At 60.5% G+C, this 25,075-nt stretch carries 23 protein-coding genes; 5 read left to right on the forward strand and 18 right to left on the reverse strand.

Going from position 1 to position 25,075, the window contains the following annotated elements:
- Nucleotides 1-85: 85 nt before the first annotated feature.
- From BB934_RS42550 to BB934_RS42615, 14 genes are all read right to left on the reverse strand, one after another.
- Entirely contained in the window at nt 86-1,141 is a 1,056-nt protein-coding gene (locus BB934_RS42550; protein WP_099515563.1) for an ABC transporter ATP-binding protein, read from the reverse strand.
- A 75-nt stretch (nt 1,142-1,216) separates the two neighbouring features.
- Nucleotides 1,217-2,548 (reverse strand): alpha-glucosidase/alpha-galactosidase, encoded by a 1,332-nt coding sequence (gene melA, locus BB934_RS42555; RefSeq protein ID WP_099515564.1) that lies wholly within the window; start codon nt 2,546-2,548, stop codon nt 1,217-1,219.
- A 36-nt stretch (nt 2,549-2,584) separates the two neighbouring features.
- Nucleotides 2,585-3,424 (reverse strand): carbohydrate ABC transporter permease, encoded by an 840-nt coding sequence (locus BB934_RS42560; protein ID WP_099515565.1) that lies wholly within the window; start codon nt 3,422-3,424, stop codon nt 2,585-2,587.
- 14 nt (nt 3,425-3,438) lie between these two features.
- On the reverse strand, nt 3,439-4,380 hold the full coding sequence (locus BB934_RS42565) for a carbohydrate ABC transporter permease (protein WP_237050687.1): 942 nt from the start codon (nt 4,378-4,380) through the stop codon (nt 3,439-3,441).
- Between the two features lie 44 nt (nt 4,381-4,424).
- Nucleotides 4,425-5,654, reverse strand: a complete 1,230-nt coding sequence (locus BB934_RS42570) for an ABC transporter substrate-binding protein (protein ID WP_157934666.1) — start codon at nt 5,652-5,654, stop codon at nt 4,425-4,427.
- Between the two features lie 133 nt (nt 5,655-5,787).
- Nucleotides 5,788-6,783, reverse strand: a complete 996-nt coding sequence (locus tag BB934_RS42575) for a LacI family DNA-binding transcriptional regulator (RefSeq protein WP_237050689.1) — start codon at nt 6,781-6,783, stop codon at nt 5,788-5,790.
- A 523-nt stretch (nt 6,784-7,306) separates the two neighbouring features.
- Nucleotides 7,307-8,137 (reverse strand): aldo/keto reductase, encoded by an 831-nt coding sequence (locus BB934_RS42580; RefSeq protein ID WP_099515568.1) that lies wholly within the window; start codon nt 8,135-8,137, stop codon nt 7,307-7,309.
- Between the two features lie 103 nt (nt 8,138-8,240).
- Nucleotides 8,241-9,044 carry a VOC family protein gene (locus BB934_RS42585; RefSeq protein WP_162299279.1) on the reverse strand — a complete coding sequence of 268 codons (804 nt, stop codon included), beginning with the start codon at nt 9,042-9,044 and terminating at the stop codon, nt 8,241-8,243.
- A 34-nt stretch (nt 9,045-9,078) separates the two neighbouring features.
- Nucleotides 9,079-10,260, reverse strand: a complete 1,182-nt coding sequence (locus tag BB934_RS42590; RefSeq protein WP_157934667.1) for a Gfo/Idh/MocA family protein — start codon at nt 10,258-10,260, stop codon at nt 9,079-9,081.
- 17 nt (nt 10,261-10,277) lie between these two features.
- Nucleotides 10,278-11,009, reverse strand: a complete 732-nt coding sequence (locus BB934_RS42595) for an SDR family oxidoreductase (RefSeq protein ID WP_099515571.1) — start codon at nt 11,007-11,009, stop codon at nt 10,278-10,280.
- Complete coding sequence (locus BB934_RS42600) at nt 11,006-11,905, reverse strand: carbohydrate ABC transporter permease (protein WP_099515572.1); 900 nt, start codon at nt 11,903-11,905, stop codon at nt 11,006-11,008. Before BB934_RS42600 ends, BB934_RS42595 begins: the two co-directional genes overlap by 4 nt.
- Entirely contained in the window at nt 11,902-12,879 is a 978-nt protein-coding gene (locus tag BB934_RS42605; protein ID WP_157934668.1) for a carbohydrate ABC transporter permease, read from the reverse strand. The genes BB934_RS42600 and BB934_RS42605 overlap by 4 nt, the downstream gene beginning before the upstream one ends.
- Nucleotides 12,880-12,883: 4 nt before the next feature.
- Entirely contained in the window at nt 12,884-13,702 is an 819-nt protein-coding gene (locus tag BB934_RS42610; protein ID WP_099515574.1) for a sugar phosphate isomerase/epimerase family protein, read from the reverse strand.
- Between the two features lie 37 nt (nt 13,703-13,739).
- Nucleotides 13,740-14,990, reverse strand: coding sequence for an ABC transporter substrate-binding protein (locus BB934_RS42615; RefSeq protein WP_099515575.1), 1,251 nt, complete (start codon nt 14,988-14,990; stop codon nt 13,740-13,742).
- Nucleotides 14,991-15,435: 445 nt separating this feature from the next.
- Here BB934_RS42615 and BB934_RS42620 point away from each other — a divergent pair, with 445 nt between their 5' ends.
- A complete protein-coding gene (locus tag BB934_RS42620) occupies nt 15,436-16,479 on the forward strand; it encodes a LacI family DNA-binding transcriptional regulator (protein ID WP_099515576.1) in 1,044 nt (347 codons plus the stop codon).
- Nucleotides 16,480-16,802: 323 nt separating this feature from the next.
- On the opposite strand, the gene BB934_RS42625 is transcribed toward BB934_RS42620, so the two are convergent.
- The 4 genes from BB934_RS42625 to BB934_RS42640 form a co-directional block, all read right to left on the reverse strand.
- The gene (locus BB934_RS42625; RefSeq protein ID WP_099515577.1) at nt 16,803-17,618 is read right to left on the reverse strand and encodes a beta-keto acid cleavage family enzyme; all 816 of its coding nucleotides are present in this window, start codon (nt 17,616-17,618) and stop codon (nt 16,803-16,805) included.
- On the reverse strand, nt 17,615-18,535 hold the full coding sequence (locus tag BB934_RS42630; protein ID WP_099515578.1) for a 3-hydroxyacyl-CoA dehydrogenase NAD-binding domain-containing protein: 921 nt from the start codon (nt 18,533-18,535) through the stop codon (nt 17,615-17,617). The genes BB934_RS42625 and BB934_RS42630 overlap by 4 nt, the downstream gene beginning before the upstream one ends.
- Before the next feature lie 68 nt (nt 18,536-18,603).
- Nucleotides 18,604-19,590, reverse strand: a complete 987-nt coding sequence (locus tag BB934_RS42635; protein WP_099515579.1) for a Bug family tripartite tricarboxylate transporter substrate binding protein — start codon at nt 19,588-19,590, stop codon at nt 18,604-18,606.
- A gap of 51 nt (nt 19,591-19,641) precedes the next feature.
- Entirely contained in the window at nt 19,642-21,348 is a 1,707-nt protein-coding gene (locus tag BB934_RS42640) for an IlvD/Edd family dehydratase (RefSeq protein WP_099515580.1), read from the reverse strand.
- Between the two features lie 66 nt (nt 21,349-21,414).
- Here BB934_RS42640 and BB934_RS42645 point away from each other — a divergent pair, with 66 nt between their 5' ends.
- The 4 genes from BB934_RS42645 to BB934_RS42660 all read left to right on the forward strand — a co-directional run bounded on the left by BB934_RS42645 (nt 21,415) and on the right by BB934_RS42660 (nt 25,072).
- Nucleotides 21,415-22,275: a GntR family transcriptional regulator gene (locus tag BB934_RS42645; RefSeq protein ID WP_237050690.1), complete on the forward strand. Its 861-nt coding sequence runs from the start codon at nt 21,415-21,417 to the stop codon at nt 22,273-22,275.
- Nucleotides 22,169-22,828: an IS6 family transposase gene (locus BB934_RS42650; protein ID WP_237050817.1), complete on the forward strand. Its 660-nt coding sequence runs from the start codon at nt 22,169-22,171 to the stop codon at nt 22,826-22,828. Before BB934_RS42645 ends, BB934_RS42650 begins: the two co-directional genes overlap by 107 nt.
- A 266-nt stretch (nt 22,829-23,094) precedes the next feature.
- Entirely contained in the window at nt 23,095-23,970 is an 876-nt protein-coding gene (locus tag BB934_RS42655) for an amino acid ABC transporter permease (RefSeq protein ID WP_237050691.1), read from the forward strand.
- A 1-nt stretch (nt 23,971) separates the two neighbouring features.
- A complete protein-coding gene (locus BB934_RS42660) occupies nt 23,972-25,072 on the forward strand; it encodes an amino acid ABC transporter permease (RefSeq protein WP_099515583.1) in 1,101 nt (366 codons plus the stop codon).
- Nucleotides 25,073-25,075 lie beyond the last annotated feature (3 nt).

Consider the following 25,075-nt stretch of genomic DNA (forward strand, 5'->3'; position numbering starts at 1 on the left):
GGTAATATTGGACCGCTGCAGGTTTCTCCAAGTCAAAGGTCGAGCGCACCGTGGTCTTACTCTCTCCTATTTCGGGATCTCTGGGTTACAGACGCTTGCCGGTCTGCTCGTCGAACAGGTGCACCAGCTTCGGGTCGGGCGTGATACGGATGTGATGGCCCGGCTGAGCATCGACGCGCTCGCGGAACACGCCGACGATATCCGTGCCACCGAACTTGGCGAAGACCTGCGTCTCCGACCCGGTCGGCTCGACCACGGCGACCTCGGCCGGAACGCCGTTGACGTCGTCGAGGATGAAATGCTCCGGCCGGATGCCGTAGATGATCGGTTGCCCGTCCGAGGCGGCAGGCGGATTGGCGACCGGCAGGGTCAGCCCGGTATCGGTCACGAAGCGCCCGCCCTGCAGATGCCCCTTGAGGAAGTTCATGGCCGGCGATCCGATGAAGCCGGCGACGAAGAGGTTGGCCGGCCGGTCGTAGAGTTCGAGCGGCGCGCCGACCTGCTCGACCACGCCATCGTGCATCACCACGATCTTGTCGGCCATGGTCATGGCCTCGATCTGGTCGTGGGTGACGTAGATGGTGGTGGTCTTCAGCCGCTGGTGCAGGGCCTTGATCTCCGTGCGCATGGCGACCCGCAGCTTGGCATCGAGGTTGGAGAGCGGCTCGTCGAAGAGGAAGACCTGCGGATCGCGCACGATGGCGCGTCCCATGGCGACGCGCTGGCGCTGGCCGCCCGAGAGCTGGCGCGGATAGCGGTCGAGAAGCTTGCCCAGGCCGAGGATCTCGGCGGCGCGGTCGACGCGGGACTTGATCTCGGTCTTGGGCGCCCGCTTCAGCTTGAGCGAGAAAGCCATGTTGTCGGCGACCGTCATATGCGGGTAGAGCGCATAGTTCTGGAACACCATCGCGATGTCGCGCTCCTTGGGCGGAACGTCGTTCACGACCTTCGGGCCGATGCGAAGCTCGCCGCCGGACACGCTTTCCAGTCCCGCGATCATGCGCAGGAGGGTGGATTTGCCGCAGCCGGACGGCCCGACCAGGATTACGAACTCGCCGTCCTGGATCTCGATGGAGACACCGTGAATGACCGGGACGGTTCCGAAGTTCTTGCGAATGTTGCGGATCTCAACTGAGGCCACGAGGTTTCCTCCGAAGTCTTTTGTTCTTGGCGGCATGCGGCGAGCCCTGGCGCCCGCCGCATGCAGGGATGGAATTCAAGCGAAACGCTTCACTTGTTCAGGGCGCGTCTTGGCAGTCCGAATACCCTCCGGCATGGCGTCGCCGTGAGCTTCGATGAGTTCCTCCACCATGGCACGGATCTCCTTGATCGACAGGACGCTCGTTGCATGGCGGTCGAGCAGGGCTGCACGATGCACCCGGTCCCGATTGCCCTCGAGCGCTGCCTTCACCGTAAGATCCTGAACGAAGACGTGCGGAGCACAATACCCGGCAAGCTCCGGCGGCAAATTGCCGACGTGGCAGGGCCGCAATCCATTGCGGTCTACGATCATCGGCACCTCAACGCAGCAGCCGTCCGGCAGGTTGTCGATCAACCTGGTGTTCTCCACATTGCCATAGATGACCTGGGGCTTGCCGGTGATCATAGCGTGAATGATCAGGGAGCCATATTCGACGCTCCGCTCGAGCGGGAACTCGTGCCCATTCAGCAGTTGCTTGCGCGTGTCCTGATAGCGGCGGAGATTGCGTTCGCTGCGGCGAATGTATTCGTCCACCGGCACGTCGTACTCGGCGATCTGATCGTCCCGCTTCAGGAAGTAAGGGGTATACTCTGCGTTGTGTTCGCTCGACTCGCTGATGAACCAGCCGAAGGAACGCATGAGCTCGAAGCGGACCTTGTCCTTGGCGAAGATCTGCGGGTCCTCCATCGCCTGCCACAGACGCGGATAGGCGTCCTCACCATCGATCCGCAGCTTGAGGAACCAGGTCTGATGGTTGATGCCGGCGCAATCATACGACAGACGTTCGACCGGAACGTTCAGGTAACTTGCGAGTTCCTTGGCGGTATTCTGCACGTTGTGGCACAGGCCCACCACCTTCTGCTCCGGGAAAGCCTCATAGACGGCTTGGGTCAGGATGCTCATCGGGTTGGTATAGTTGAGCAGCAGCGCGTCCGGGCAAAGCTCGCGCATCTCGGCCACCATGTCGACCATGAAAGGGATCGTGCGTAGGCCGCGGAAGATGCCGCCGATGCTCAAGGTGTCGGCAATGGTCTGCTTGAGACCGTATTTGCGCGGGATCTCGAAATCGAGCAGTGTCGCCTCATGCATGCCGACCTGCACCATGTTGATGACGAAATCCGCACCATCGAGAGCCGCCCGGCGGTCCAGATGCTCCTCGACTTTGGCATTGGCGCCGAACTGGTCGGCCGTCCAGCGGGCCATCATACCAGCGGTTTCAAGACGCTCCGCGTCGATGTCATGCAGGGAGATTGTCACCTCCCGAAGCTCGGGCAGGTCCAGAATATCCGTGAGAAGATTTTTGACGAACACGACGCTTCCGGCGCCGATCATAGCCACTTTGAACATGTGGGGTCCTTTCGAGAGTGCTTTGAAACGTCGACGCTATTTGAGGCCAGTCCCGGCGATACCTTGGATCAGCTGACGCTGGAAGAACACGAAGATCACGAGCATGGGCATCAGAGAGAGCAAGGCAATCGCCATGATGTCGGTCCATTCCGTGTTGTACTGCCCCTTCAGCAGGTTCAACCCGAGTTGCACTGTGTACATTTCCTGATCGGTGAGGATGACGAGCGGCAGCACGAAATCGTTCCAGCGCCACATGAAGGTGAAGATGATCAGCACCGCAATGATCGGCTTGGAGAGCGGGAGCACCACTTTCAGGAAGATCGTCAGTTCGCTTGCGCCATCGAGCCGCGCGGCCTCGAGCAGCTCGTCCGGGATGCTGACCATGAACTGGCGCACCATGAAGATCCCGAACGCTTCGGCCGCGCGCGGGAGGATGACGCCCCAGTAGCTGTTCAAAAGCCCCAGATCCGCCACGACCAGGAACAAAGGCACAATGATGACTTGGATCGGGATCATCAGGGCGCTGAGCACCCCAATGAACAGAATGTCGCGGCCTGCAAAACGAAACTTGGCGAAGGCATAGCCGCACAACAGATTGAGACTGACCGTGATCACGACCGCCGCAATGGCGATGACCAGGGAGTTCCAGGTCCAGTCCAGGAATGGCATGCGGCTCAACGCGGCCGTGAAATTGCTCCACACCCAACCTGTGGGCAGAAGATTGACCGCTCCGCTGAAGATCTCGTCCCGGGGCCGGATCGCCGTGGCGAACATCCAATAGATCGGGAAAAACATCACCAGCGCGCCGGCGGTGAGGAGAAGCCAAAGACCGCCGGTCTCGAGGCGTTGACGTGCAGGACTCGTAGTCGTGACCATCGGGATTCGGCCTCCTAGACGAATTGCTCGGTGCGACGGTTGATCCGCCACTGGATGAGGGTGAAGAGCAGGATCAGCACGAAGAGGACCATGCCCATGGCACTCGCGTAGCCCATTTCTGAGCTCGCGAAGGCCGCCTGGTAGATATACTGGACGATCATCGTGGTGGAGAAGCCTGGTCCGCCTCCGGTCATGACGAAGATCAGATCGAAGACCTGGAACGAGTAGATGACGTTCAGGATGAGCAGCAAGAATGTGGTCGGCCGCAGCAAAGGCCATGTCACAAAGCGGAACTGTTGCGGACGTGTCGCGCCGTCGATCACGGCTGCCTCGTAGTAGCTCGGAGAGATGGACTGGAGCGCCGCAAGGTAGACCACCATGCAGAAGCCAATCCGCACCCAGAGCGTCGTCAGGATGATCGACGGGAGCGCCCATCGCGGCGACGACAGCCAAGCCACGGGCCCGACGCCCGCCTGCTTGAGCAGCGCATTGATGATGCCGTAGTTGTCATTGAACAGCCACGCAGCGATGACGGCTGTTGCGACGCTGGAGACGACCACGGGCAGAAAGTAGATGCTGCGTAACAGTGTCCGGGCAGCCAGTTTTCGATTCAGTCCGATGGCCAGAAACAGGCCCAGGAAGAGGCTCGTTGGAACCGTGGCGGCCGAGTAGACGACGGTGTTCGTCAATGATTGCCAGAACTGCCCGTCGCTCAGAAGTCTTGTGTAGTTCTGGACGCCGTTGAATTCCGGCGCATCGATCAAGGACCACTGATGCACGCTGATATAGGCGGCATATAGAAGTGGGAAGAACACGAAGATGGAAAACAGCAACAGGTTCGGTGCGATGAAGAGATAGGGAGTCAGTCGAGACCGATATGAACTCCACCAGCCGGGTTTCCGGCTGGTGGTCGTCTCGCTCCGCTCCTTCGGATAGGTCATGGAGAGATCGGCCATGGTGTTTCCGTCGTGAGAGGAATGATTGGATTCATCTCAAGCCTTTAGGACGACAGCAGAATATTTTTGACATGCGCCTCGATGTTCTGGGCCGTTTGCTCAGGCGACTGTCCCGAGGTGAAGGCGAGGTCGAGCTCATCCGCCAGCTTGGGGTTAAACTTTCCCCAGGTCGGCAGCACGACCGTGCTGACGAGATGCTGAGGAATGGTCTTCGTCTGCTCGACAAATACCTTCATCTCATCCGGCCTCAGGGCATACTGAACCCCACCCTCTACCAGCGACTTGCGGACAGGCAGGAACTGCGCCGCGCTGATGTAGTCGCGCATGTTCTCTTCATTGACGAGGAATTTGAGGAAGTCTGCCGCAACCTCAGGGTTCTTGCTGTCGCGCGAGATGGCCACACAGGTGCCGCCAAGATCGTCGGCCATCGCCACATCGCGCGGCAGGTAGGTGACGCCCCATTTGAACTTGGTCATCTGCTGGTTCACGAAGGGGATTTGCCAGTTGCCGTTCAGCATCATCGCGACGGTTCCGTTGGCAAACAGGTTCTGAACCGGTTCGGCGCTCTTCACGGACGTGCTCGGAGGAACCAGTCCCTCCTTGAACCAGCTTTGGGTCCAGGCGATGGTCTCAATGCCGGCCGGGGTGTTGATCTGAGGCGCAGTCAGATCATTGTTCAGGAGTTGGCCGCCATGCTGGTACAGGTAGATCATCCAGCGGTGAACGGCTGAATTCTGCCAGCTCATAGCGAACGGATAAGAGCCGATAGACTTCTCCTTCAGGACTTTGGCAACCTGGATGAACCGATCCCAAGTCCAGGCCTGATCCAGGCTCGTCGGCACCGTCACTCCTGCCTGGGCCAGCATATCAGCGTTGTAGAACAATGCGAACGTATCGGTGTGATGCGGCAGCGCATAGGGCTTACCCTGGTAATTAACCGCACTCCAGACCGAAGGCGTGAAAGCGGCGCTATAGCCGGAATCGATGAACTGACTGAGATCGATCGCAGCCTTGCCAAGGGCATAGCGGCCGACCTGCTGGTACGTGACGCGGAACAGATCCGGCGCCTGCCGGCCAGCGAGCCGCGTGTCGACTTGCTGATAGAACTGGCCGAACGGAATGACGTCAAGGCGTATCGTCACGTTTGGGTTGGCCGCCTGGTACTTGGCGATCACCTGGTTGTAGGCATCGACCTCCGCTTTGCCACCCCATACCGCCATGGTGAGTCGCACCGGGCTCTGTGCCAGGCTGGAGTTGACCCGCCCGGTGACCATCAGGCCAGCACTTGCCCCAAGCCCTGCTTTCAGGATCGTTCGGCGGTCGAATGTCTGCGTCATGGTTTCCTCCTTGGTTTGGTTGTGCTTGGGTTGGATTGCCGTCCTGCGTTCGATCGCGCAGGTCCGGCGCTCATCTCGCTGGAGCTCGGCGTCGAGTCATGGGGGACGATGTCTTCCCTCCCCCACACGATTCACGGACAACGAGTTGGACTGGGAGCACATGCTCCCTCGCATCGGAGGGCCTCTTCTCGAGAGCACCGATGAGCGCCTCAATCGCAAGACGACCGAGTTCCTCGCGCGGGTGATCGATGGTGGTGAGGGTCGGGACGGTAAACTGCCCGATGGCGACTCCGTCAAACCCCACCACGGCGAAATCGTCAGGAACGCTCAGCCGATGCGCGCGCAAGGCGTGAAGGGCGCCGACCGCCATCTGATCGTTGTACATGAAGGCGGCCGTCGGGCGCTGCGTCCCGGAGTCAAGCAGTTGCTCGATGGCCTTGCTGCCGCCGGCCATCGTGTTCTCTGCTGTCAGGACCAGAGAAGGATCGAAGGCCAAGCCGGCCTCCTCCAGCGCGCGGCGGTAACCCTCGAGACGGTCGCGCCGCGTCCCGGGCTCGTGCAGCCTTTCCGTCACGTGAGCAATGCGGCGGTGACCCAGGTCGATCAAATGCCGGGTCGCCATGTAGCCCCCCGCCTCCAGGTCGACGCTCACGCTCTGGATAGACGGATCCGGGCTTTGCTCTTGTAGGACGACGACCGCGACGCCTCGGGCTGCGAGTTGCCTTAGTTCCGTTGCGGTGCAGTTCTCGCGTCCGGCCACGATGATGCCGTCGAAGGCAGCGCCCTGCAGAAACGATAACGCATGGAATTCCCCCGGCTTCGTCTTCGCCGGAATGACGGAAACCGCATAGCCACGCTGTTGGGCTGCCGTCTGGGCCGCCCTCACGACATCGGAAAAGTAGGGGTTATCCAGGGTCGGCAGGACGAAGGTGATGATATTTGTCCGACGCTGCCGCAGGCTGCGAGCGGCGTGGTTCGGGGTGTAGCCAAGCTGTGTCGCCGCAGAAATCACCCTGTCGCGGGTTTCATCGGAGATGCGAACGTTACTGGCTCGGCCGTTCAGCACGAGGGAGATCGTTGCCTGGGATACGCCAGCGAGACGCGCAACATCGGCGCTCGTCGGAGCTCCGGTTTGTGCTGCGTTCGTTATGCCACGTCGCGCCACGCAATCGACCCTCTGCTAAAACGAATTAGCTAAAAGGATTTAGCAGAGCGGCCCGCTTGTCAATTCTTAAACTTGCGGCCGCGCTTCCGACTAAAGTCTAGCACCTTCCGCCGTTTTAGAGGGGAGGATGACGAAGCGTGAGGGCTTATGCCGCCGCTTGGTGAGAAGAGTTCGGGCTAAACCGAACAACAATTTGGCGGCCGTAGTCTACCCCGTGCAGATCCAGTCTTCCAATCGCCTGCCCCGCGAGACCGATGCTTCCCAGCTTCACGCAATCAGTCCCATTCGCGTTCTCCCGCATCCGTCAGAGGCCAGGAGTGTGATACTCCTACTTTGCAGGATCAGGATATTCTAGCTTTGCGGCTACAGAGGATTGTCTGTCGCTGATATTTCCTGTCCGCTCTGCATTACATCCTTGGAGCACTCAGGAACGAATGTCATCTGGATGCGCTCCAATCCGGCCCTTATCGGACTGAAGCTTATTGATGCGCGCAACATCCTCGAGCGCGAGCTGAAAATCGAATACGTCGAAGTTTTGGCGGATCCGCTCAAGTGTAATAGACTTCGGTATCACCGAAAGATTGTTATCCAGATGCCAGCGGATCACGATCTGGGCCCAGCTCTTGCCGTACTTGCTCGCGAGTTCTGTAATTGTTTCATTATCCTGGAGGTGGCCACGCCCCAACGGGCTCCATGACTGTGTAACCATCCCAAGCTGGTCATGAAACTGCCTCATGTCCTTTTGCTGGAAGCGTGGATGTAGCTCAATCTGATTGACTGCTGGCACAACCCCAGTCTCGTCGATGAGACGCTGAATATGTGCTTGGGTGAAGTTAGAGACCCCGATGGACCGCGCACGACCTTCCTGTTTGATCCGCTGGAAGGCCCGCCAGGTCTCGACGTAACGGTTTTCCCAAGGGCGAGGCCAGTGGATCAGATATAAGTCAACATACGCGAGTCCGAGACGTCCAAGACTCTTGTCGAACGCCTTCAAAGCTTCATCGTACCCATGATCTTGACTGGCCAGCTTCGTTGTAACGAATAGATCTGTGCGAGCCACGCCAGCTGCACTGATGCCCTCACCGACACCTTCCTCGTTTCCATAGCCCGCAGCCGTATCAATCAACCTATATCCGGTTCGAATAGCTTGGTGCACGACATCTGGAGCCTGTTCATCCGGTACTTGCCACAGGCCAAACCCGAGGCGTGGCAGTTTGTTGCCGTCATTAAGATCAAATATTGTATGACTTGCCATGGTCTAAACCTGTGTTGCGAATATCGGAAGCTGCAGCCTCAGCTTTCGGCGCCGAGGGTGTGGCCTTCGAGCCGCCGCCGGATCACAAATGAGTGTATCTGGATCAGGGTAAATCGCGCAGGTCGGCGCGGTCCACGAGTTCGACCTTGACGCCATCCGGATCGCGGATGATCCCGATCCGACCGATCCCCGTGCCCGCGGGCTTGGGCGTGCCCGGCTCGGGCGAGACCCCCTGGGCTTCGAACCTCGTGAGCGCTTCGTCGACGCTGTCGACGCGCAGGGCAAAATGGCCGAAGATGGGGCTCGTCGTATCAGGCGTCGGACGGTGAAGCAGCTCCAGCACGTCGTAGTCCCAGTTGAGATAGACGATCGAGAGCGGGTTGGTGGGATGCGGAACCGTCATCTCCTTGAGGACCTTCATGCCCATCACGTCCCGATAGAGTATCAGTGCAGCATCAAGGTCATTAGCAAGCACCGAATAGTGGTCGAACGACTTGATGACGTCGTGTGTCACGGGCTCGGCACGCATCTCCAGGTCACGTTGAATGAGCTCGATCCGCGCTCCGTTCGGATCGCTGAGGAAGGCCAATCGGCCCACGCCGCTGCCGGCCACTTTTGGAGCCACAAGGCCCTTGTAGCCTAGGCCCGTGAGACGCTCGTAGTCGGCGTCCAGATCGTCGCTCATGAAAGCAACGTGCGTAATGCCGAACGTCTCACCGGCAGGAGGCTCGGGTCGGTAGAGCAGCTCGATCATGCCACCGCTGATTAAGAGGTAGACCACATCCGTCCTCGTCGGAGGGATGAAGCCCTTGTAGACGATCTTTGCTCCCAGCAGATCTTGGTAGAAGGCAAGTGACTTCTCCAGATCCCTGACGACAATTCCGAAATGGTTGAGTTCATGAATCACGACAAAATATCTCCAGATACGGGTTGTGCCGGGATCAGCCGAGGGCAAGAGGGATCCGGCGGCCCTCCTCTGCCGAGAGGTATGCGCTGTAGATCACCTCAACGACGTCGCTCGCCAGGCGCAGCCCGGAGATCGGTTCCCGTCCCGCGGCGATCGCCTCCATGAAGTCCTGCATCTCCTGTGGGTACCCGCGTACCCAATCCTCGTCGGGCGCAGCGGTGATCCAGCCGGTGCGGGTTTCAATCTTTTCGTGCAGATATTCGGTGCCGAAAGCATTCGAGTCCGGCGAGTAGACCAGGAGCCCGTCATTGGGTGTCATGTTTCCCCGAAAGACGCAATTGGTCGTATAGACCTCAAATGTGTTGCGCACCCCGCCCAGCATGGCAAACGACGCGGCAATCACCGCCTGCGAACCATCGCTGAAGCCCATGACGAGATTGGCCCAGGTCTCGACATCCCCCCAGTCCGAGACGAGCCAACTGTGGTGGCCTCGCTTCACGGCGTCGGTGTCGTAGAGGGCAGCCGTTGTCGCAGTCACGGACGTGACCCGGATTGGATCAATGCCGGCCAACTGTGCCTCATACTCCTTGAGGTGGATGGCGGCCCCAATCGGGTGTGAGCCCAGCATCAGCAGAGAACCCCCACCGGCGGTTTGCCGCCGTCGGGAGCGCAAGGCGTGCGAACCGCTGTGGCTCTCCTCGGCGCGGATATCGATGATCGCGCCCTTCGAGGTTTCGAGCAGGCGCTTGGTTTTGAGCATGGCTGGCGCATAGACCCAGTTCTCGGCATAGAGAAAGAGCACTCCACTCTCTCTCACCGCGCGGGCGACCTCCCCCACCGATGTCCGGGCCCGCTCAAGCTCATTGCGGGCCCGCTCGACGCCCACCAATCCACCCGAATCCCCAAAGGCACCTGTCAACGGCTTTTCGCAGATGACGTGCTTGCCGGCCCGAGCTGCCGCCACAGCGATCTCGGCATGCATCGCATTGGGGACGCAGATCGAGACCACGTCGATGGAGCGGTCTGCCAGCAACTCCTGCCAGTTGGCAAAGGTGTTCTCGACCCGATGGGCCGTGGCGAAAGCGGCGGCGCGCTCAGACCGGGAGGCAGTAACGCCGGCAAAGCGGACATTGACGCCATGAACCTTCTTCAGGCCCTCCACGTGAAGATGGGCCGAAAAGCCGGCACCGATGAAGCCTACGGAAATCATTTTCATGAGACTGCCTATGGTCGTCAGATCCCCGTCCATGGGGTCACGGTGATGTTGGGGATGTGCATGTGGCGGGGCCGGTCCAACAGCCACACGAGGATGTCGGAGATGTCTGAAGGCCGAAGCATCATCGCCCGCCGGTCGGCCGAAGGTGGTTCCAGCTTGTGGGTCCAAATCGTTGTATCGACCGGGCCAGGGCTGACGGACGTCACGCGAATACCCGAGTTGCGATATTCCTCGATCAGAGCCTCGGTCAGCGCCCGAACTCCGTATTTGGAGGCGGCATAGAGGCTGACGCCCGGCTGGCTGGCGTAGGAGGCGGTCGACTGGATATTGAGGATATAGGAGTCCTGCATCTTCTCCAGGTGCGGTAGCGTCTCGCGGCACATCAGGTAGGTGCCGGTCAGGTTGGTGTCGATGAGCTTGTGCCATTCCGCCGAGGTCGTATCGACGAGCCGCGGGCGGGCGGACATGCTGACGCCGGCGCTGTTGACCAGCACATCGATGCGGCCGAACCGTTCCGCCGTCTCGCGCACCAAGGATTGGACGTCCGCTTCCTTGCTCACGTCGGCGACGATCCCCACCGCTCTGTCGCAATGGGCGGGATCGAGGGCCGCGATGGCATCGTCGAGACGAGTGCGGCCCCGGGCGGCGGCAACGACGCTCATGCCACGGGCCACAAAGGCCTTGACGGTTGCAAGACCAATTCCCTGGCTTCCGCCGGTCACGATAGCTACGCGTGGATCCGAGGTCATCCCTTCACGGCTCCGTCACTGAGGCCGCGCACAAGCATTCGCTGCGCGAGCGTGAAGACGAGGATTGCCGGCAGGCTCATGATCACGGAGGCGGCCATGAGCTGACCCCATTGAATGCCGTTCTCATCGATGAAGAAAGCGAGTGCGACCGAAAGCGGCCGCCGTTCCAAGCCGTTGGTGAACACCAGCGCGAACAGAAACTCGTTCCAGGCAAGGATGAAGGAATACATGGCCACCGCGACTAATGCCGGCCGGGCCATCGGCAGCACGACCAGCCAGAGCAGTTGCGGCAGAGAGCAGCCGTCGACGATGGCCGCCTCCTCGATCTCCTTGGGGATCTTGTCGAAGAAGCCCTTGAGCAGCCAGATGGCCACCGGAAAGGTCACCATCAGATAGACCAGGATCAGGCCCTGGTAGGTGTTCATGATCTGCAGGTTGCGCAGGGTCACAAAGAACGGGACGATCACGACCACGCGCGGGAACAGCTTCGTCAGCAGCACCGACCACAGGAGCGTGTTTCTGCCGGGGATCCTGTACCGGGAAAAGCCATACCCACCGAGCATGCCGACGATCAAGGCAACGACCGTCGTTGCGCTGGCGATAAGAAGGGTGTTGAAGAAGGCTCGGATCAGAGACTTGTTATGGAAGACCGCGATGAAGTTATCGAAAGTGAACGTCTTTGGAATCCAAGTCGGCGGGAACGCATAGATCTCGCTCGGCACCTTCAGCGCGGTGGTGACGCCCCACAGAAGCGGCAGAATGCTGAAAAGGACAAAGAGCATTCCCAGCCCGTAGACGAGCACATACCTGCCGGTTGTGCCCAAGCTCCGCCTCGTGAGAAAGCTCCTGCGGCGGATCATGCGGCCAGGACCTGCCAAGGCATTGGTCATTGTCATAGGGCATCCTCCTGGCGCTTCCGCACCCGTGCGTTCGCAATTCCGTAGACCGCGAAGACGGCCAGCATGCCGACGAACATGAGAACACTGAGGGCGGCGGCCCCACCCAGGTTGAATTCGGTGAAGCCAGTTTTGTAGATCTTGATGCCCCAGATCATCGTCGCATTGGCCGGGCCTCCGCCCGTCATGATCATCAGTGTGTCGAAGGAGTTGATCCCGCTAACGATCTCAAGGATCAGCGCGATCATGAGCACCCCGGACAGCGACGGCAAGGTAATGTACCGGAAGATCTGCCACCAATTGGCACCATCGACCTTGGCGGCCTCGTTGATTTCTTCCGGCAGTCCCTGCAGACGGGCCAGGATGAGCAGCATCACGAACGGGAACCCGCCCCAAGCATAAGCTACAATGACAGTCCACATTGCCGTATCGGGGCTGCCAAGCCAGTTGAGGGCCCAGTGTCCAAGGCCCCAGCTGCGCAGCGTCTGGTTCAGCACGCCGGCATCGGCCTGCACGATCCAACGCCAGAGATTGGCGCCGACCACTGAGGGAATCGCCCAAGGAAGGATAACGAGCACACGCATCCAAACCGTGCCGCGCACCTTGGCATTGAACACAAGGGCGGCACCAAGGCCCAGGATCATCCTGAGCGCAACGCCGCCGATGACCCAAACGAGCGTGCGATAGAATAGCGGTCCGGTCTCTGGATCGCGGAGGATGCGCACGAAGTTGTCGAAGCCGACAAAAGTCGTCCTGAGCGCCGGAAGCTGCACCTTGCTGAAACTGAAGTAGATCGTCTGGAAGACGGGATAGACCATCATCAGGATGATCAACAGGATCGCCGGTGCAATTAGAATATAGCCGGCGCTCCATCTGCGCAGGGCGACACTGCGGCGCTTCCTCCGCTGGGTCGTCGAGCGAGGTACAGATGCTTCACCGAGTGCCGCCAACGTCCCTTCGCTATCCCAGGCCACGCGCTCAGCTCCTGTTGTGGATCATGAAGCGGGAGAAGTGCGGCAGCGCGACTTCTGGCTCAGGGATTTCCCGATGCCAGCCTTTCTCCCATTCAAAATTTACGTAGCCATCGAAGCCTTTCCGCTCGAGAAGGTCGACAAAGGACATAACGGGCACCGTACCCTCGCCAGTGAGCGCGAAATCGAAGCCCTCCGCCGTTGCCTTCATGGAATCCTTGACGTGAACCAATTTGATGCGGTCGCCGAGCCGGGCCCAAGTCTCCTCACCATCCTCGCCATGGCGGTAGGTGTGCAACGTATCCCAGAGAACGCCGAGCTTGTCGCTGGCACCACGCCGGTAAAGGTCGAGAATGCTGGGAGAGAGACAGAATGCATCATGGGTCTCGATGAGGCTCGTCACGCCCCGCTCGGACGTCATGTCCGCGATCTCGCCCAATCCGGCGGCAATGGCATCCAGCGTGTCTTCGGGATCCTGCTCCGATGGCAGCGGACCTCCGAAGACCCGAAGATAGTTCGCGCCCAAGGCTTCGGCGATGGCGAGATTGGCCCGGGCTGTGTCCCTTTGCTGGGACCGCACGGCTTCGTCGAGCGACGCCATGCGAACCCCGGTATTGATGCCGACGATTTCAATGCCCGCATCTTCGAAACGCCGCCGCGTCTCGCCGATCTTCCGGGGAGAGAATTCGTCGAGAGAGGCCAAGTCGACGGTGCCTCGAAGGAAGCGGATTTCGACACCGGAATATCCGTTCTCCTTCGCCATGGCGATGACCTGATCGATGCTGTAGTCGGGACACCCGATGGTGCTGAAACCGAACGAGATCATGGGTAGGGCTCCTCCTCAGCGCGTTCCAGCGAGGCGCTTACTTGCTTTCGGCTATGATCTCGGAAATCCGCGCGGCCGCAGTATCGGCAGCCTGCTGCGGGGTCTTCTGACCAACCAGGATCCGCTGCAACTCGACGATGATGGCCTCCTGCATCTTGAACCAGCCGGCCACCGATGGCACCGAGCGCCCGTCGGCTTCCGCCTGCTTGAAGATAGCCTTGGCCGGGTCATTCCACGGCGGCAGATCCAGCGCTTTCTTGTTGGCCGGGAAGCGGTTCATCGCCTTGGCCATGATCTCAGGCTGGGACAGCCACAGGAGGAACGTCTTGGCGCCATTGGGATTGGTCGCGCCGACGGGTACGCCCATAGTCCAGCCGCCACCCCGGTTGACCTTCTCGGGAGACAGCACCACGTCCCACTTGAGCTCCGGGTTCTTTGAGAAATTATCGAAGGCATTGGACGAGGCGGTCAGCATGCCAACCTTGTTGGCCTCGAAGAGCGGCTGAATATCGCGCGTCGTCGTAAAGTTCGGCGTTCCCTCCGGTGTGACATGGTGCTTGAGATACAGATCGGCCCAGAACGTGATGGCCTTGACACTTGTCGGGCTGTTGATGGCCGGCGCGCTGCCATCAGGAGTCAGGAAGTCGCCTCCCATGGCCCAGAGGATCGGGGCAAACATCGTGGTGACATTGGATGGATCACTGACATCCGCTGGGACGCCAACCCCATACTGCTGTCCCGGGATAGTCAGCTTCTGTGCAATCTTGAGGAAGTCGTCATAGGTCCAATCGTTAGCCGGATAGGGCACTCCGGCTTTGTCGAAGACCGTCTTGTTGTAGTAATAGACCCCGGGCCCGCTCCGGTTCGGAATAGCGTATTGCACGCCCTTGAATTGGCTTGCATTCCATGCTGCCGGCGATATGTCCGCCACTGGTAGTTTCGCGGCGACGTCGGCGAGCGGCTCCAGCAAGCCCAGCGCCGCAACCGTCGATACCCAGGTTGTGTCAAGATCAATGACATCCGGCGGGGAGCCGCCGAGAGCGGCGGTGGTGAATTTGTCGAGATAGCCGTTGATCGGCAACGGCTGGATGTCGAGAGCGATATCGGGATGGTCCTTGATCCACATTTGCTTGACCAAGGCGACTTGCGGTTCCCACCAGCTGCCTACCCATATGGTCACCTTGCCGCCCGACTGAGCTTGTGCGTTCCCGGCACCGCTCAAGGCTAACGTCACTGCCAACGTCGCGCCGGCAAGCGGATGCAGCACCGCTCCGAGCATGCTTGTCATGTCGTTCTCCTCCCGATGCCCCTTCTACGCTGGGTGCTAATCCTCACGTTTCAACAGAGGATTTCCTTTTTGACAGGCTGCAACCGATTGCCAAACCTTGTCAACTCTTTTCGTGCGGCCGAAAGAGAGAACCTCAACCTGGCGAGGAGCAATGTAGAATAAACATGGATCGGTTCATGCAGACAGGATGCCCGGCTAAAGATTTGGTAAATAGACTAAAATTAGCTTCCTCGTTTATGACATCCAGTGTCAATCTTAGCCGCAGCCTTCCCTGTTGAGCAGCCAATGTTATGGAATAGCGCACCCTGACATGGCAAAACACGTTGGCAATGGGTTGCCAACGCTCACCGCCGTGAAGTAGGTTGCATTGCCATGACACGGAGACTTGGAGCGGTATGTGACAACGCTCGACGACGGTTCAGATAAGTTACTCAGAGGAATTTGAATGAGGCGGCGCGGAGAGGCGACAAAGTCTATGGTGACAATCTCGGATGTTGCCAAGGCGGTCGGAGTGGCGACCTCCACAGTATCGCGGGCGCTTACCCAACCTGGGCGCGTCAGCGAAATCATGCGCAAGCGTGTTGAGAGCGTGGCAATTGAGCTTGGATACTCGCCCAATCCGCAGGCGCGTTCCCTGACCTCGGGCCGCACGCAGAGCATGGCGCTGCTCATCCCAGGCGCAACAAACCCCTATTTTTTTGACCTTATCCGCGGCACGCAGACAGAGGCGAAGGTTCGCGGCTACCGGCACATGCTCGTTGATACAGAGGCGTCCGCCGAGATTGAGGCTACGGCACTGGCGGAATTGCCGAGGGTTGTCGACGGGGTTGTGCTCACGGGCTCCCGGCTTACCGATAGCCAGCTGCTGGAGGTATCACGGCGCATTCCCCTCGTTGTCGTCAACCGGGAGATTGAAGGGGTACAGAGCGTCGTGGTGGACACCTCGGCCGCGGTCGCGCAGGCGCTCACCTATCTCGCATCACTCGGCCACACGCGAACGGTTTTTCTGGGCGGCCCTTCCGACTCTTGGTCCAGCCGCCGGCGTTGGGAGGCCTTGCAGCGGGCTGCGGCTCAGCTCAAGATCGATTGCGTTCATATCGGCCCGTATATGGACATGCAGTCGGGCGCGGCCGCGGCCGATGCGGCGCTGCATCACGGAGCGACTGCCTGCCTGTTCTTCAACGACATGCTGGCCATTGGTGCCCTGAGGAGATTCGCGGAACGCGGTGTTGTCGTGCCGCGCGACATCAGCGTGGTCGGCTGCGACGACATTTTTGGGGCCGATTTTTGCAATCCGCCACTGACGACCTTGACGGCCCCGATTGACCAGGTCGCCCGGATTGCAACCGACATGCTGCTCACAAGACTACTTGGCCTGCCGTTGCCACGCCAGCACGAGAAAGTCTCCGCCCATCTCACAGTGCGCCAGTCGACTGGAACAGTCCCAACCAAGGCCAGGCGCCGCTCGGAAGCCGTGCGCCGCGCGTGATGAGTGCCGCGCGGACTTCTCCGATCAAGAGCTTAGCAGACGAGGAGGGAGATGGTCGATGGCAAGCGTGACGACCAACAATGCGGGCAAGCACTCAGGACTATGGTGCCTTCAAAGCGAAAGGATGTGTCCATCGACATTGCCGATAGCGAGTTCGTGATCCTCGTCCGCCCGTCTGCTGCGGAAAGTCCACCTTGCTGCGCCTAATCACCGGCTTGGAAGACATCCTTCTGGCGAGGTCGAGATCGGCGGTCACGCTGCTTGACCATAGGATCAAAGGCGCTCTTTAAGCCCAGCTATGATGTTATTGAGTTAAGTGGAAGCTAACGCGAGAACAGGTACCTGGCCTCCTCAGGTGTCGCGACTGCCAACCCTAATGATTTGGCCGTTTCCGCAACGCCGCGGACCAAAGCTGCATTGTCAGGCGCCAAGATCCCGTCCGGCAGGTGAAGATTGTTTTCAAACCCGACCCGAACATGCCCGCCCAAGCAGGCCGCCGTGATCGCGCAAACTGCTTCGCGTTGGCCGAACGCACACAAGGCCCAAGGCAGGTCGAGAGCCCAGGCGTTCAGGAAAGGCAGGAGATCGTTCGGTGATGACTGCTGTCCCTGCGTATAGCGTCCGAGGACGAACAACCCGCTTGCCCTAGTGCGGGGAATGACCCCGCGATCGAGGAGATCACTGAACCGCCGCACATCGTTCTCATCATAGAGGATGTGCTGAACGAACACCCCGCGCTCGGCCTGCTCCGTCAGGAACCGGGCAGCCGCTGTCTCAGATGCTTCATCAGGAATGAGCTCACGAACCGCGACGGAGAAGGCCTCCGGCTTAAGCTCCTGCATGGCGGCAATCTGCTGATCGGGCGTGAAGACTCCAACCGCTTCAGTTGTCACCTGGACAATCAGATCAGAGCCTGCTTCATTCCGGACAGCCGCGATGGCCGCCCGATACAGGTCCGGATCGAGGGAATGCCGCCCCTCGGCATCGCGGACGTGCAGGTGGATCATTGCAGCCCCTGCCTCCTGGCATCGGGCCGCCTCGATTCCGATCTCGGCTGGGGTGAGCGGGATAGCCGGATGATCGGCCTTCCCACGGCGTGCGCCATTGGGAGCAACCGTAATGATCAGCGGGTCCATCATGGGTCCCCCGCAACCTCGGTCCGGGACTTCAGGATCTCAAGGAGAGCCCGATCCCGTCGTTCCTCCAGTTCCTGGATCGAACGGCTGCCGGCTTCTTCAGCGACGCCTTCCACAATCTGTTTTTGCACCTCGGGGCTCAACGACGGGTTCCCCAGTGAGGCCCATCGTCTGACCTGGCTTGGGCCTAAGTGGGAAAGGTAATGCTCAATGCCACCAGAACCCCCGCCAAGATGATAGGTCATGTGCGGGCCCATCACGGCCCAGCGCAAGCCCGGCCCGTTGCACAGGGCTGCGTCGATGTCAGCCACACTCGCCACGCCCTGCTCCACCAGGTAGACAGCTTCCCGATAAAGGGCTGACGAGAGCCTGTTCGCGATGTGCCCCGGCATCTCCCGCCTCAGGACAACAGGCCGGCGACCGAGGGTTCGATAGAACTCGGCTGCCTGCTGAACAATGCTTTGGTCCTCCCCAATGAGTTCCACGAGCGGAACAAGGTGTGGCGGATTGAAGGGATGCGCGACGATGAACCGGTGCGGGGTCTTGCACTCCGCGACAATGCTGCTTCGCAGGAGAGCCGACGTACTGCTGGCGACGATCACGCCCTCCGTCGTGTGCGCATCGATGTCGGCCAGCATCCTCCGCTTCAAGGCTTCGTCCTCGGGAACGTTCTCCTGGACGAAGTCAGCAGCTCTTAGTGCATCAGCAAGATCACTCGTGATCCGAAGCTCGCCCTTCTCACGGATGCCGAGTTCGGCGAGTTGGTCACGAGCGTGATCGACAAACGAGCGCAGTCGCTCCTCGGCGCCCGGGCTCGGATCGTAGGCCGCGACATCTAAACCGTGGGCCAGAAAGAGCGCGGCCCAACTGGCGCCGACGGTTCCGCAGCCGATCACGGCCACCCGTTTGATCGTTGTCACCTGAGATCTCCTGATGAAGCTGAGCGAACAGCCCGCCGGCCCGTTCAGCCGGCGGGCTACTGACCTTTCTACTCGGCCGCCTTAACACCCGTGGTCTTGATGAGCTCAGACCATTTCTGCATCTCACTGTCGATCAGACGAGACGCGTCTTCAGGCGTTCCGGGCTTCGGCGTGACGCCCTGAACGCGCATGGCGTCAATGACCTTGGGTGCCTTGAGAGCCTTGACGACCTCGTGATTGAGCTTCTGTAGAATCGGCTCCGGCATTCCGGCCGGCGCGAGGATACCAAACCACGAACCGACCTCGAACCCGCTCAAGCCCTGAGATGCCACGGTGGGCACCCCCGGCATGAACTCGGATGGCTCCTGGGTGGTGACCCCCAAGGCCCGTAGTTTGCCTCCCTGCACATGGGGCAGGATGGACGGAATCGTGTCGAACATCACCTGCACATGCCCGCCGATCATGTCCGTCATCGCTGGCCCGCTGCCGCGGTATGGCGCATGAACGAGCTTGGTGCCGGCCATGGAATTGAACATCTCGCCGGCGAGATGCTGAGGCGAACCGGCCCCCGCTGACGCATAGGTGAGCTTCCCGGGCTGCGCCTTCGCCAGGGCAATCAACTCCTGGACCGACTTGGCCTCGACAGCGGGATTGACGACCAGCGCGAGCCCGACATTGCCGGCCAGGGTGATGGGGGCGAAGTTCTTCTTCAGATCGAAGCCGGGCTTGGCCTGCAGGCTCATGTTGATGGAGTGGCTCGTGAGCGCTCCCATCAGCAGGGTATAGCCGTCGGGCTCCGCCCGCGAGACGGCCGCGGCTCCCAGGCTTCCGGCAGCGCCTGGCCGGTTCTCGACGACCACACGCTGCCCAATGGTGTTCGACACCTCCTCGGCAACGACGCGGCCGATGATGTCCGTTGCACCACCGGGCGCATAGGGCACGACCAGCGTGATGGGACGGGTTGGGTAGTTCTCCTGGGCGAAGGCGCCGGCTCCGACCGACATACCCGCTCCGACGAGGGCTGCGGCGCCGATGAGAAGCGTTCTGCGAAGCATGGTGTTTCCTCCATGATGTTTGTTTTGAGTTCGCCTGGGTCTTGCCGCCCATCAGCTGAAGTCGAAGTCGCAGCCCTCGTCGGCCTGCAACACGCTCCTGAGGTAAAGGCCACGGTAGCCGCGGGCCTCCTCAGTAAGATGGGCTGGCGGCTGCCATTCTTTGGCGCGGCGCTCCAGCTCGTCCTTATCCACCAGGAGCTCGAGACGGCGCTCGGGCACATCCAACTGGATCTGATCGCCATTCCGCACAAGGCCCAGGGGGCCACCAGTTGCCGACTCCGGAGCAATGTGCAGAACGATCGTTCCAAAGGCAGTGCCGCTCATGCGCGCGTCGGAGATACGGACCATGTCCTTCACACCGGCTTGTGCGAGCTTCTTCGGGATCGGCAGGTAACCGGCCTCCGGCATGCCGGGAGCACCCTTCGGGCCGGCATTACGCAGAACCAGGATATCGTCCGCTGTCACATCGAGATCGGGATCGTCGATCCGGGTCACCAGATCCTCAACCGACTCGAACACCACCGCCCGGCCGGTATGCTGAAGAAGCTCAGGCGATGCCGCCGAGTGCTTGATCACCGCACCCGATGGAGCCAGGTTCCCGCGCAGGACCGCCATGGCGCCAGTGGTTTTCAGGGGATTGTCCCGACGACGGATCGTCGTCTGTCCAGGCACGTCCTCAGCGCCGTCGGCAATGGCTCCGATGGTCTCGCCCGTGACCGTCACGGCGTCTAGAACGAGATGATCGCGCAGTTCCTGCAGCAGGCGGGGAACCCCGCCGGCCCAGTGGAAATGCTCCATGTACTGGGCGCCCGAAGGCTTCAGATCGACAAGGACTGGAACCTCGCGCCCGATCTGGTCGAACTCCTCGAGATCGATCCTGATCCCACGACGGCGGGCAATAGCGGCCAGATGAACCAAGCCATTGGTCGAGCCGCCGATCGCCTGCAGCACCACCATGGCATTGCGGAAGGCCGCCTCGGTCAGCACCTCGCTCGGGCGGGTTCCGCTCTTTGCCAGCATGACTGCTTGGCGGCCGCTCGCCTCAGCCGCCCGGATCCGATCCGCATGGGTGGCTGGAATCGAGCCGGTCCCTGGCAGGGCGATGCCGAGCGCCTCGACAAGGCAGCCCATGGTGCTCGCCGTGCCCATGACCATGCAGGTGCCCTGGGTCGGAGCCAAACGTCCACTGACAACCTCCACCTCATCCTGGTCCATGGCTCCGGCGCGGTGGTGTCCCCAAAGCCGGCGGCAGTCGGTGCAGGCGCCGAGCATCTCGCCCTTGTGGTAGCCGACAAGCATTGGGCCTGTGATCAGCTGGATCGCCGGCACGTCAGCACTCACCGCCGCCATCAGCTGCGCCGGCACAGTCTTGTCGCAACCGCCGATCAACACGACTGCATCCATCGGCTGGGCCCGGATCATCTCCTCCGTGTCCATGGCCATGAGGTTGCGCAGGAACATGCTGGTTGGACTGGCGAAGGACTCGTGGATGGAGATCGTGGGGAACTCCATCGGGAGCCCGCCAGCCAGCATGACGCCCCGCTTCACCGCCTCGATCAGGCGGGGCACGTTGCCGTGGCACGGATTGAAGTCGCTGAAGGTGTTAGTGATGCCGACAATCGGCCGATCCAAGGCGTCATCGGAAAAGCCTGCGGCCTTGATGAACGCCTTGCGCAGAAAAAGAGAGAAACCAGGGTCGCCGTAGCTGGTGAGATTGCGGCGCAGGCCCGACGGGGATGATTTAGGATCATTGCTCATGATGAGCGATCATCGGTGCGTTACCATGATTGTCAACAATAATGCTAGAAGCTGAGCGGGGTCGGTATGGACAGTGTGGAGCGTCAGGCATCGGCAGCCCGAGTGAAGCAGGTGGCGAATGCCCTCGAGGAGGAGATCGCCCTTGGATGGCTGCAGCCCCGGGAGAGGCTGATCGAGGAGGACATCGCGTCCCGGTTTGAGGTCAAACGGCATGTGGTGCGGGAGGCCATTGCCGAGCTTGAGCGCATGGGCCTGGTCGAACGTGTGCAGAACAAGGGCGCGGCTGTGCGCATGCTAAGTCCAACCGAGGTTCGTCAGATCTATTCCGTACGAGAAGCCCTGGAGACTTTGGCGGCGCAGCAGATCCCATTGCCGCCATTGCCAGAGACGATCACCACGTTAATTGAAATCCAGGAACAGCATGCCGCCGCCGTCGAGCGGGGAGATTCTCGGGCCGCATTTCGGGCGAACATGGCCTTCCACAGCGCGCTCTTCAGTGCCTGTGGTAACCCGCATCTCGTTGAGATCATCCAGAGCCTTGCCCAAAAGGTTCATGGTGCGCGATCTTTCACGGCAGCCAGCCCCATGCATCTAGCGAAGGCGAGAGACGAGCATTGGGCGATGATTGAGGCAATCAAAGCCTCCGGCCGGGAGAAGCTGGTTCAGCTTTGCCGGGACCACCTCAATCCGTCCCGTGATACGTATATCGCCTCTCTGGAGGGTATTGTCAGGTTGGCGAAAGTTCGGCGTCTATGGCAGAGTCTCGGGCATGACCACGACGCCCAACCCGTACCGCGGCTTCCGCTTCCCGGCCGAAATCATCAACCAAGCCGTCTGGTTGTATCACTGCTTCAGCCTGAGCTTACGGGAGGTCGAACTGATCCTCGCGGCGCGGGGCGTCGTGGTCAGCTACGAGACCATCCGTGAGTGGGGCCTGCGCTTCGGACGAACCTACGCCAACACGCTCAAGCGGCGCCGGCCGCGGCCCGGCGACAAATGGTTTCTGGATGAGGTGTTTGTCCGCATCGGAGGTAAACTGCACTATCTCTGGCGGGCCGTTGATCAGCACGGAAACGTGCTCGATGTACTGGTTCAGGATCGTCGCAACAAAAAGGCAGCGAAGCGCTTCTTCCGCAAGCTGCTGAAGGGTTTGTGCTACGTGCCCAGAGCCATCGTGACGGATAAACTTGGATCCTATGGTGCCGCCAAACGCGAGATCCTGCCGAGTGTTGAGCATCGGCAGAGCCGATACTTGAACAACCGCTGCGAGGTCTCGCACCAACCCACCCGAAGGCGGGAGCGCCACATGCGGCGGTTCAAATCAGTCCGGCATGCCCAGCAATTTCTCGCCATCCACGCTCAGATCCACAACCACTTCCAACTCCGCCGTCATCGTCTTTCCGCCAGTGAGTACCGGGCTGCGCGTGACCACGCCTTTGCCACGTGGCGCGAGGCCACCGGTGCTGCCTTGGTAGGCTGATGTGGACTGACCCGACGGCTGCGCCCACGGCAGCTTTGCCTCCTCGGCGCTAAGTTGACAATACCGTCGTCGCTCTGCTGGCGTTTCTTGGACATAATATTGCGCTGAATCTGAAGGCTCGCGGCCTGGCTTCGGGATTCGATTTTCTCTCGAAAGAAGCCGGCTTTGCGATCGGGTTCTCCCTAATTCCTTTCACCGAAACAGATACCTACGGGCGCGCCTTCATTGTCGGCCTGTTGAACACGATCTTCGTTGCGTTTGTGTCCATGATCCTGGCGACTGTGCTGGGAACTATCATCGGGGTGGCACGGGTGTCGAAGCATCCGCCGACGGCTGCCGCGGCTCTTGTCTACGTCGAAGGTCTCCGCAACATCCCGTTGCTGCTGCAGGTCCTGTTCTGGCAGCAGCTTCTGATCAATGGGCTGCCCAGTGTGCGCCAGAGCCTCAATCTCGGAGGATGGGTTTTCCTCAACAACCGGGGTCTCGTCCTTCCCGATGTTTCGGCCGGGGCACTTCCCGTGCCACCATCGTCGATGGCAGCCATCATTGCTGCGACGCTCATTGGCCTCATCGTGATCGCGCTCCGGCGGGCTGAACCGTCACGTCGGCGGCAAGTCGCCGTCTGGGGTCTCGGGGCACTGCTCGCCCTCGAGGTCTTGTTGGCAACGCTGACCGTTGACTGGAGCCGCCCTGCCCTAACCGGCTTTAACTTCCGGAACGGCGTGGTTCTCGTCCCAGAGTTCGTCGCGCTGGTCGTCGCACTGACGATTTATAACGCGGCCTTCATCGCTGAGATCGTCCGTGCCGGCATCGAATCGGTGAACAAAGGCCAGCGGGAGGCCGCCGCCGCACTTGGGCTCCCGCCGCGTCTGACGATGCGCCTGATCGTTCTGCCCCAAGCGATGCGCGTCGTCATCCCCCCACTCGCGAACCAATACTCGCACTTGCTCAAGGCATCCTCCCTCGCGACGGTGATCGGCTACCCAGATCTTGTGAACGTGTTCCTCGGCACGACACTGAACCAGACCGGTCGAGCCATCGAGATCGTCACGATGACCATGGCGGTGTACCTGGTTCTGAGCGCTCTCGTGGCTGGATTCACCTCGTGGTTCAATGCCAGAGTGGCCTTAGTGGAGCGGTAACATGGGGATCGTGACGGACTCTTCCTCCAAGTCGGTTTCGCCAGGATCGGTCGTCTCGCCGCTGCTTCGGCGCTATTTCGGCAGCCCTGGTCGAGGTCTCTTAAGTGTGCTGCTCGTAACGTTCTGGGTATGGGCAGCCTGGGCGGTCTTTAAGTGGGCGATCCTCGATGCAACGTGGATCGCGCAAGACCGTTCCGGCTGTGCGTCCGGCGGAGCTTGCTGGGCCTTTGTGGTGGCTCGGATCGACCAGTTCCTGTTCGGCTTCTATCCGCCGGACGAGCACTGGCGACCGGCACTCGTTCTCGTCCTTCCGTTGGCCCTGTTTGCGGTTGCGGTCTCTGATCGCTTTCAAAGCCAAAGGCAGATGATGGGTGCTGCCATCGTTCTCGTGCCCATAGCCAGCCTTGCCCTCCTGGTCGGTGGCATTCCCGGCTTGCCGCATGTGTCGGCGGACAAGTGGGGTGGACTGGCGCTGACGATCGTCATCGCAGAGACGAGTTTTGTCGCCTCAATGCCCTTTGCGGTTCTTCTTGCACTGGCCAGGCGCTCCCAGATGCCTGTGATTAGCGTGCTCGCCACCGGCTTCATTGAGCTTTGGCGTGGGCTCCCGCTCGTGGCAATCCTCTTTATGGCCGTGATTTTGCTTCCGCTCGTCATGCCGCCAGGGTTTCAGATCGGCCGGGTTGAGATGGCGATTACGGCTCTGACGATCTACTCCGCTGCCTATCTAGCAGAGGTCGTGCGGGGAGGACTCCAAGCAGTTCCGGTGGGGCAGTTGAGGGCGGCAAGCGCACTTGGGTTCGGATATTGGCGGACGCTGGCGTACATCACGCTGCCGCAGGCCCTCGGCAAGGTCTTACCGGGCATTGTCAACTCGGCGATCGCGCTGGTTAAAGATACCAGCTACGTCATGATTGTCGGATTGTTCGACTTCATTAACATCGTGACCGCAGCATTGTCGGATCCGAAGTGGCTTGGATCGCCGACTGAGGCCTACTTGTTCGTGGCTGCTGTGTATTGGGTTGTCTGTTTCGGATTGTCGCGCTGGGGCCGGAGCATTGAAATCAGGAGCGCAAGAGCGCGTGGGGTCGTCAGATCATGAGGA

This window comes from Microvirga ossetica (assembly GCF_002741015.1).
GTDB lineage: Bacteria > Pseudomonadota > Alphaproteobacteria > Rhizobiales > Beijerinckiaceae > Microvirga > Microvirga ossetica.

What these genes read in the sequence shown, in the direction of transcription:
- BB934_RS42645 (WP_237050690.1), top strand. Translation starts at nt 21,415, where the DNA reads ATGGACAGTGTGGAGCGTCAGGCATCGGCAGCCCGAGTGAAGCAGGTG.
- BB934_RS42615 (WP_099515575.1), bottom strand. Translation starts at nt 14,990, where the DNA reads ATGACAAGCATGCTCGGAGCGGTGCTGCATCCGCTTGCCGGCGCGACG.
- BB934_RS42635 (WP_099515579.1), bottom strand. Translation starts at nt 19,590, where the DNA reads ATGCTTCGCAGAACGCTTCTCATCGGCGCCGCAGCCCTCGTCGGAGCG.
- BB934_RS42595 (WP_099515571.1), bottom strand. Translation starts at nt 11,009, where the DNA reads ATGACCTCGGATCCACGCGTAGCTATCGTGACCGGCGGAAGCCAGGGA.
- BB934_RS42570 (WP_157934666.1), bottom strand. Translation starts at nt 5,654, where the DNA reads ATGGTCACCGGGCGGGTCAACTCCAGCCTGGCACAGAGCCCGGTGCGA.
- BB934_RS42640 (WP_099515580.1), bottom strand. Translation starts at nt 21,348, where the DNA reads ATGAGCAATGATCCTAAATCATCCCCGTCGGGCCTGCGCCGCAATCTC.
- BB934_RS42560 (WP_099515565.1), bottom strand. Translation starts at nt 3,424, where the DNA reads ATGGTCACGACTACGAGTCCTGCACGTCAACGCCTCGAGACCGGCGGT.
- BB934_RS42590 (WP_157934667.1), bottom strand. Translation starts at nt 10,260, where the DNA reads ATGAAAATGATTTCCGTAGGCTTCATCGGTGCCGGCTTTTCGGCCCAT.
- BB934_RS42565 (WP_237050687.1), bottom strand. Translation starts at nt 4,380, where the DNA reads ATGGCCGATCTCTCCATGACCTATCCGAAGGAGCGGAGCGAGACGACC.
- BB934_RS42620 (WP_099515576.1), top strand. Translation starts at nt 15,436, where the DNA reads ATGAGGCGGCGCGGAGAGGCGACAAAGTCTATGGTGACAATCTCGGAT.
- BB934_RS42610 (WP_099515574.1), bottom strand. Translation starts at nt 13,702, where the DNA reads ATGATCTCGTTCGGTTTCAGCACCATCGGGTGTCCCGACTACAGCATC.
- BB934_RS42660 (WP_099515583.1), top strand. Translation starts at nt 23,972, where the DNA reads ATGGGGATCGTGACGGACTCTTCCTCCAAGTCGGTTTCGCCAGGATCG.
- melA (WP_099515564.1), bottom strand. Translation starts at nt 2,548, where the DNA reads ATGTTCAAAGTGGCTATGATCGGCGCCGGAAGCGTCGTGTTCGTCAAA.
- BB934_RS42580 (WP_099515568.1), bottom strand. Translation starts at nt 8,137, where the DNA reads ATGGCAAGTCATACAATATTTGATCTTAATGACGGCAACAAACTGCCA.
- BB934_RS42625 (WP_099515577.1), bottom strand. Translation starts at nt 17,618, where the DNA reads ATGATGGACCCGCTGATCATTACGGTTGCTCCCAATGGCGCACGCCGT.
- BB934_RS42600 (WP_099515572.1), bottom strand. Translation starts at nt 11,905, where the DNA reads ATGACAATGACCAATGCCTTGGCAGGTCCTGGCCGCATGATCCGCCGC.
- BB934_RS42655 (WP_237050691.1), top strand. Translation starts at nt 23,095, where the DNA reads ATGATCCTGGCGACTGTGCTGGGAACTATCATCGGGGTGGCACGGGTG.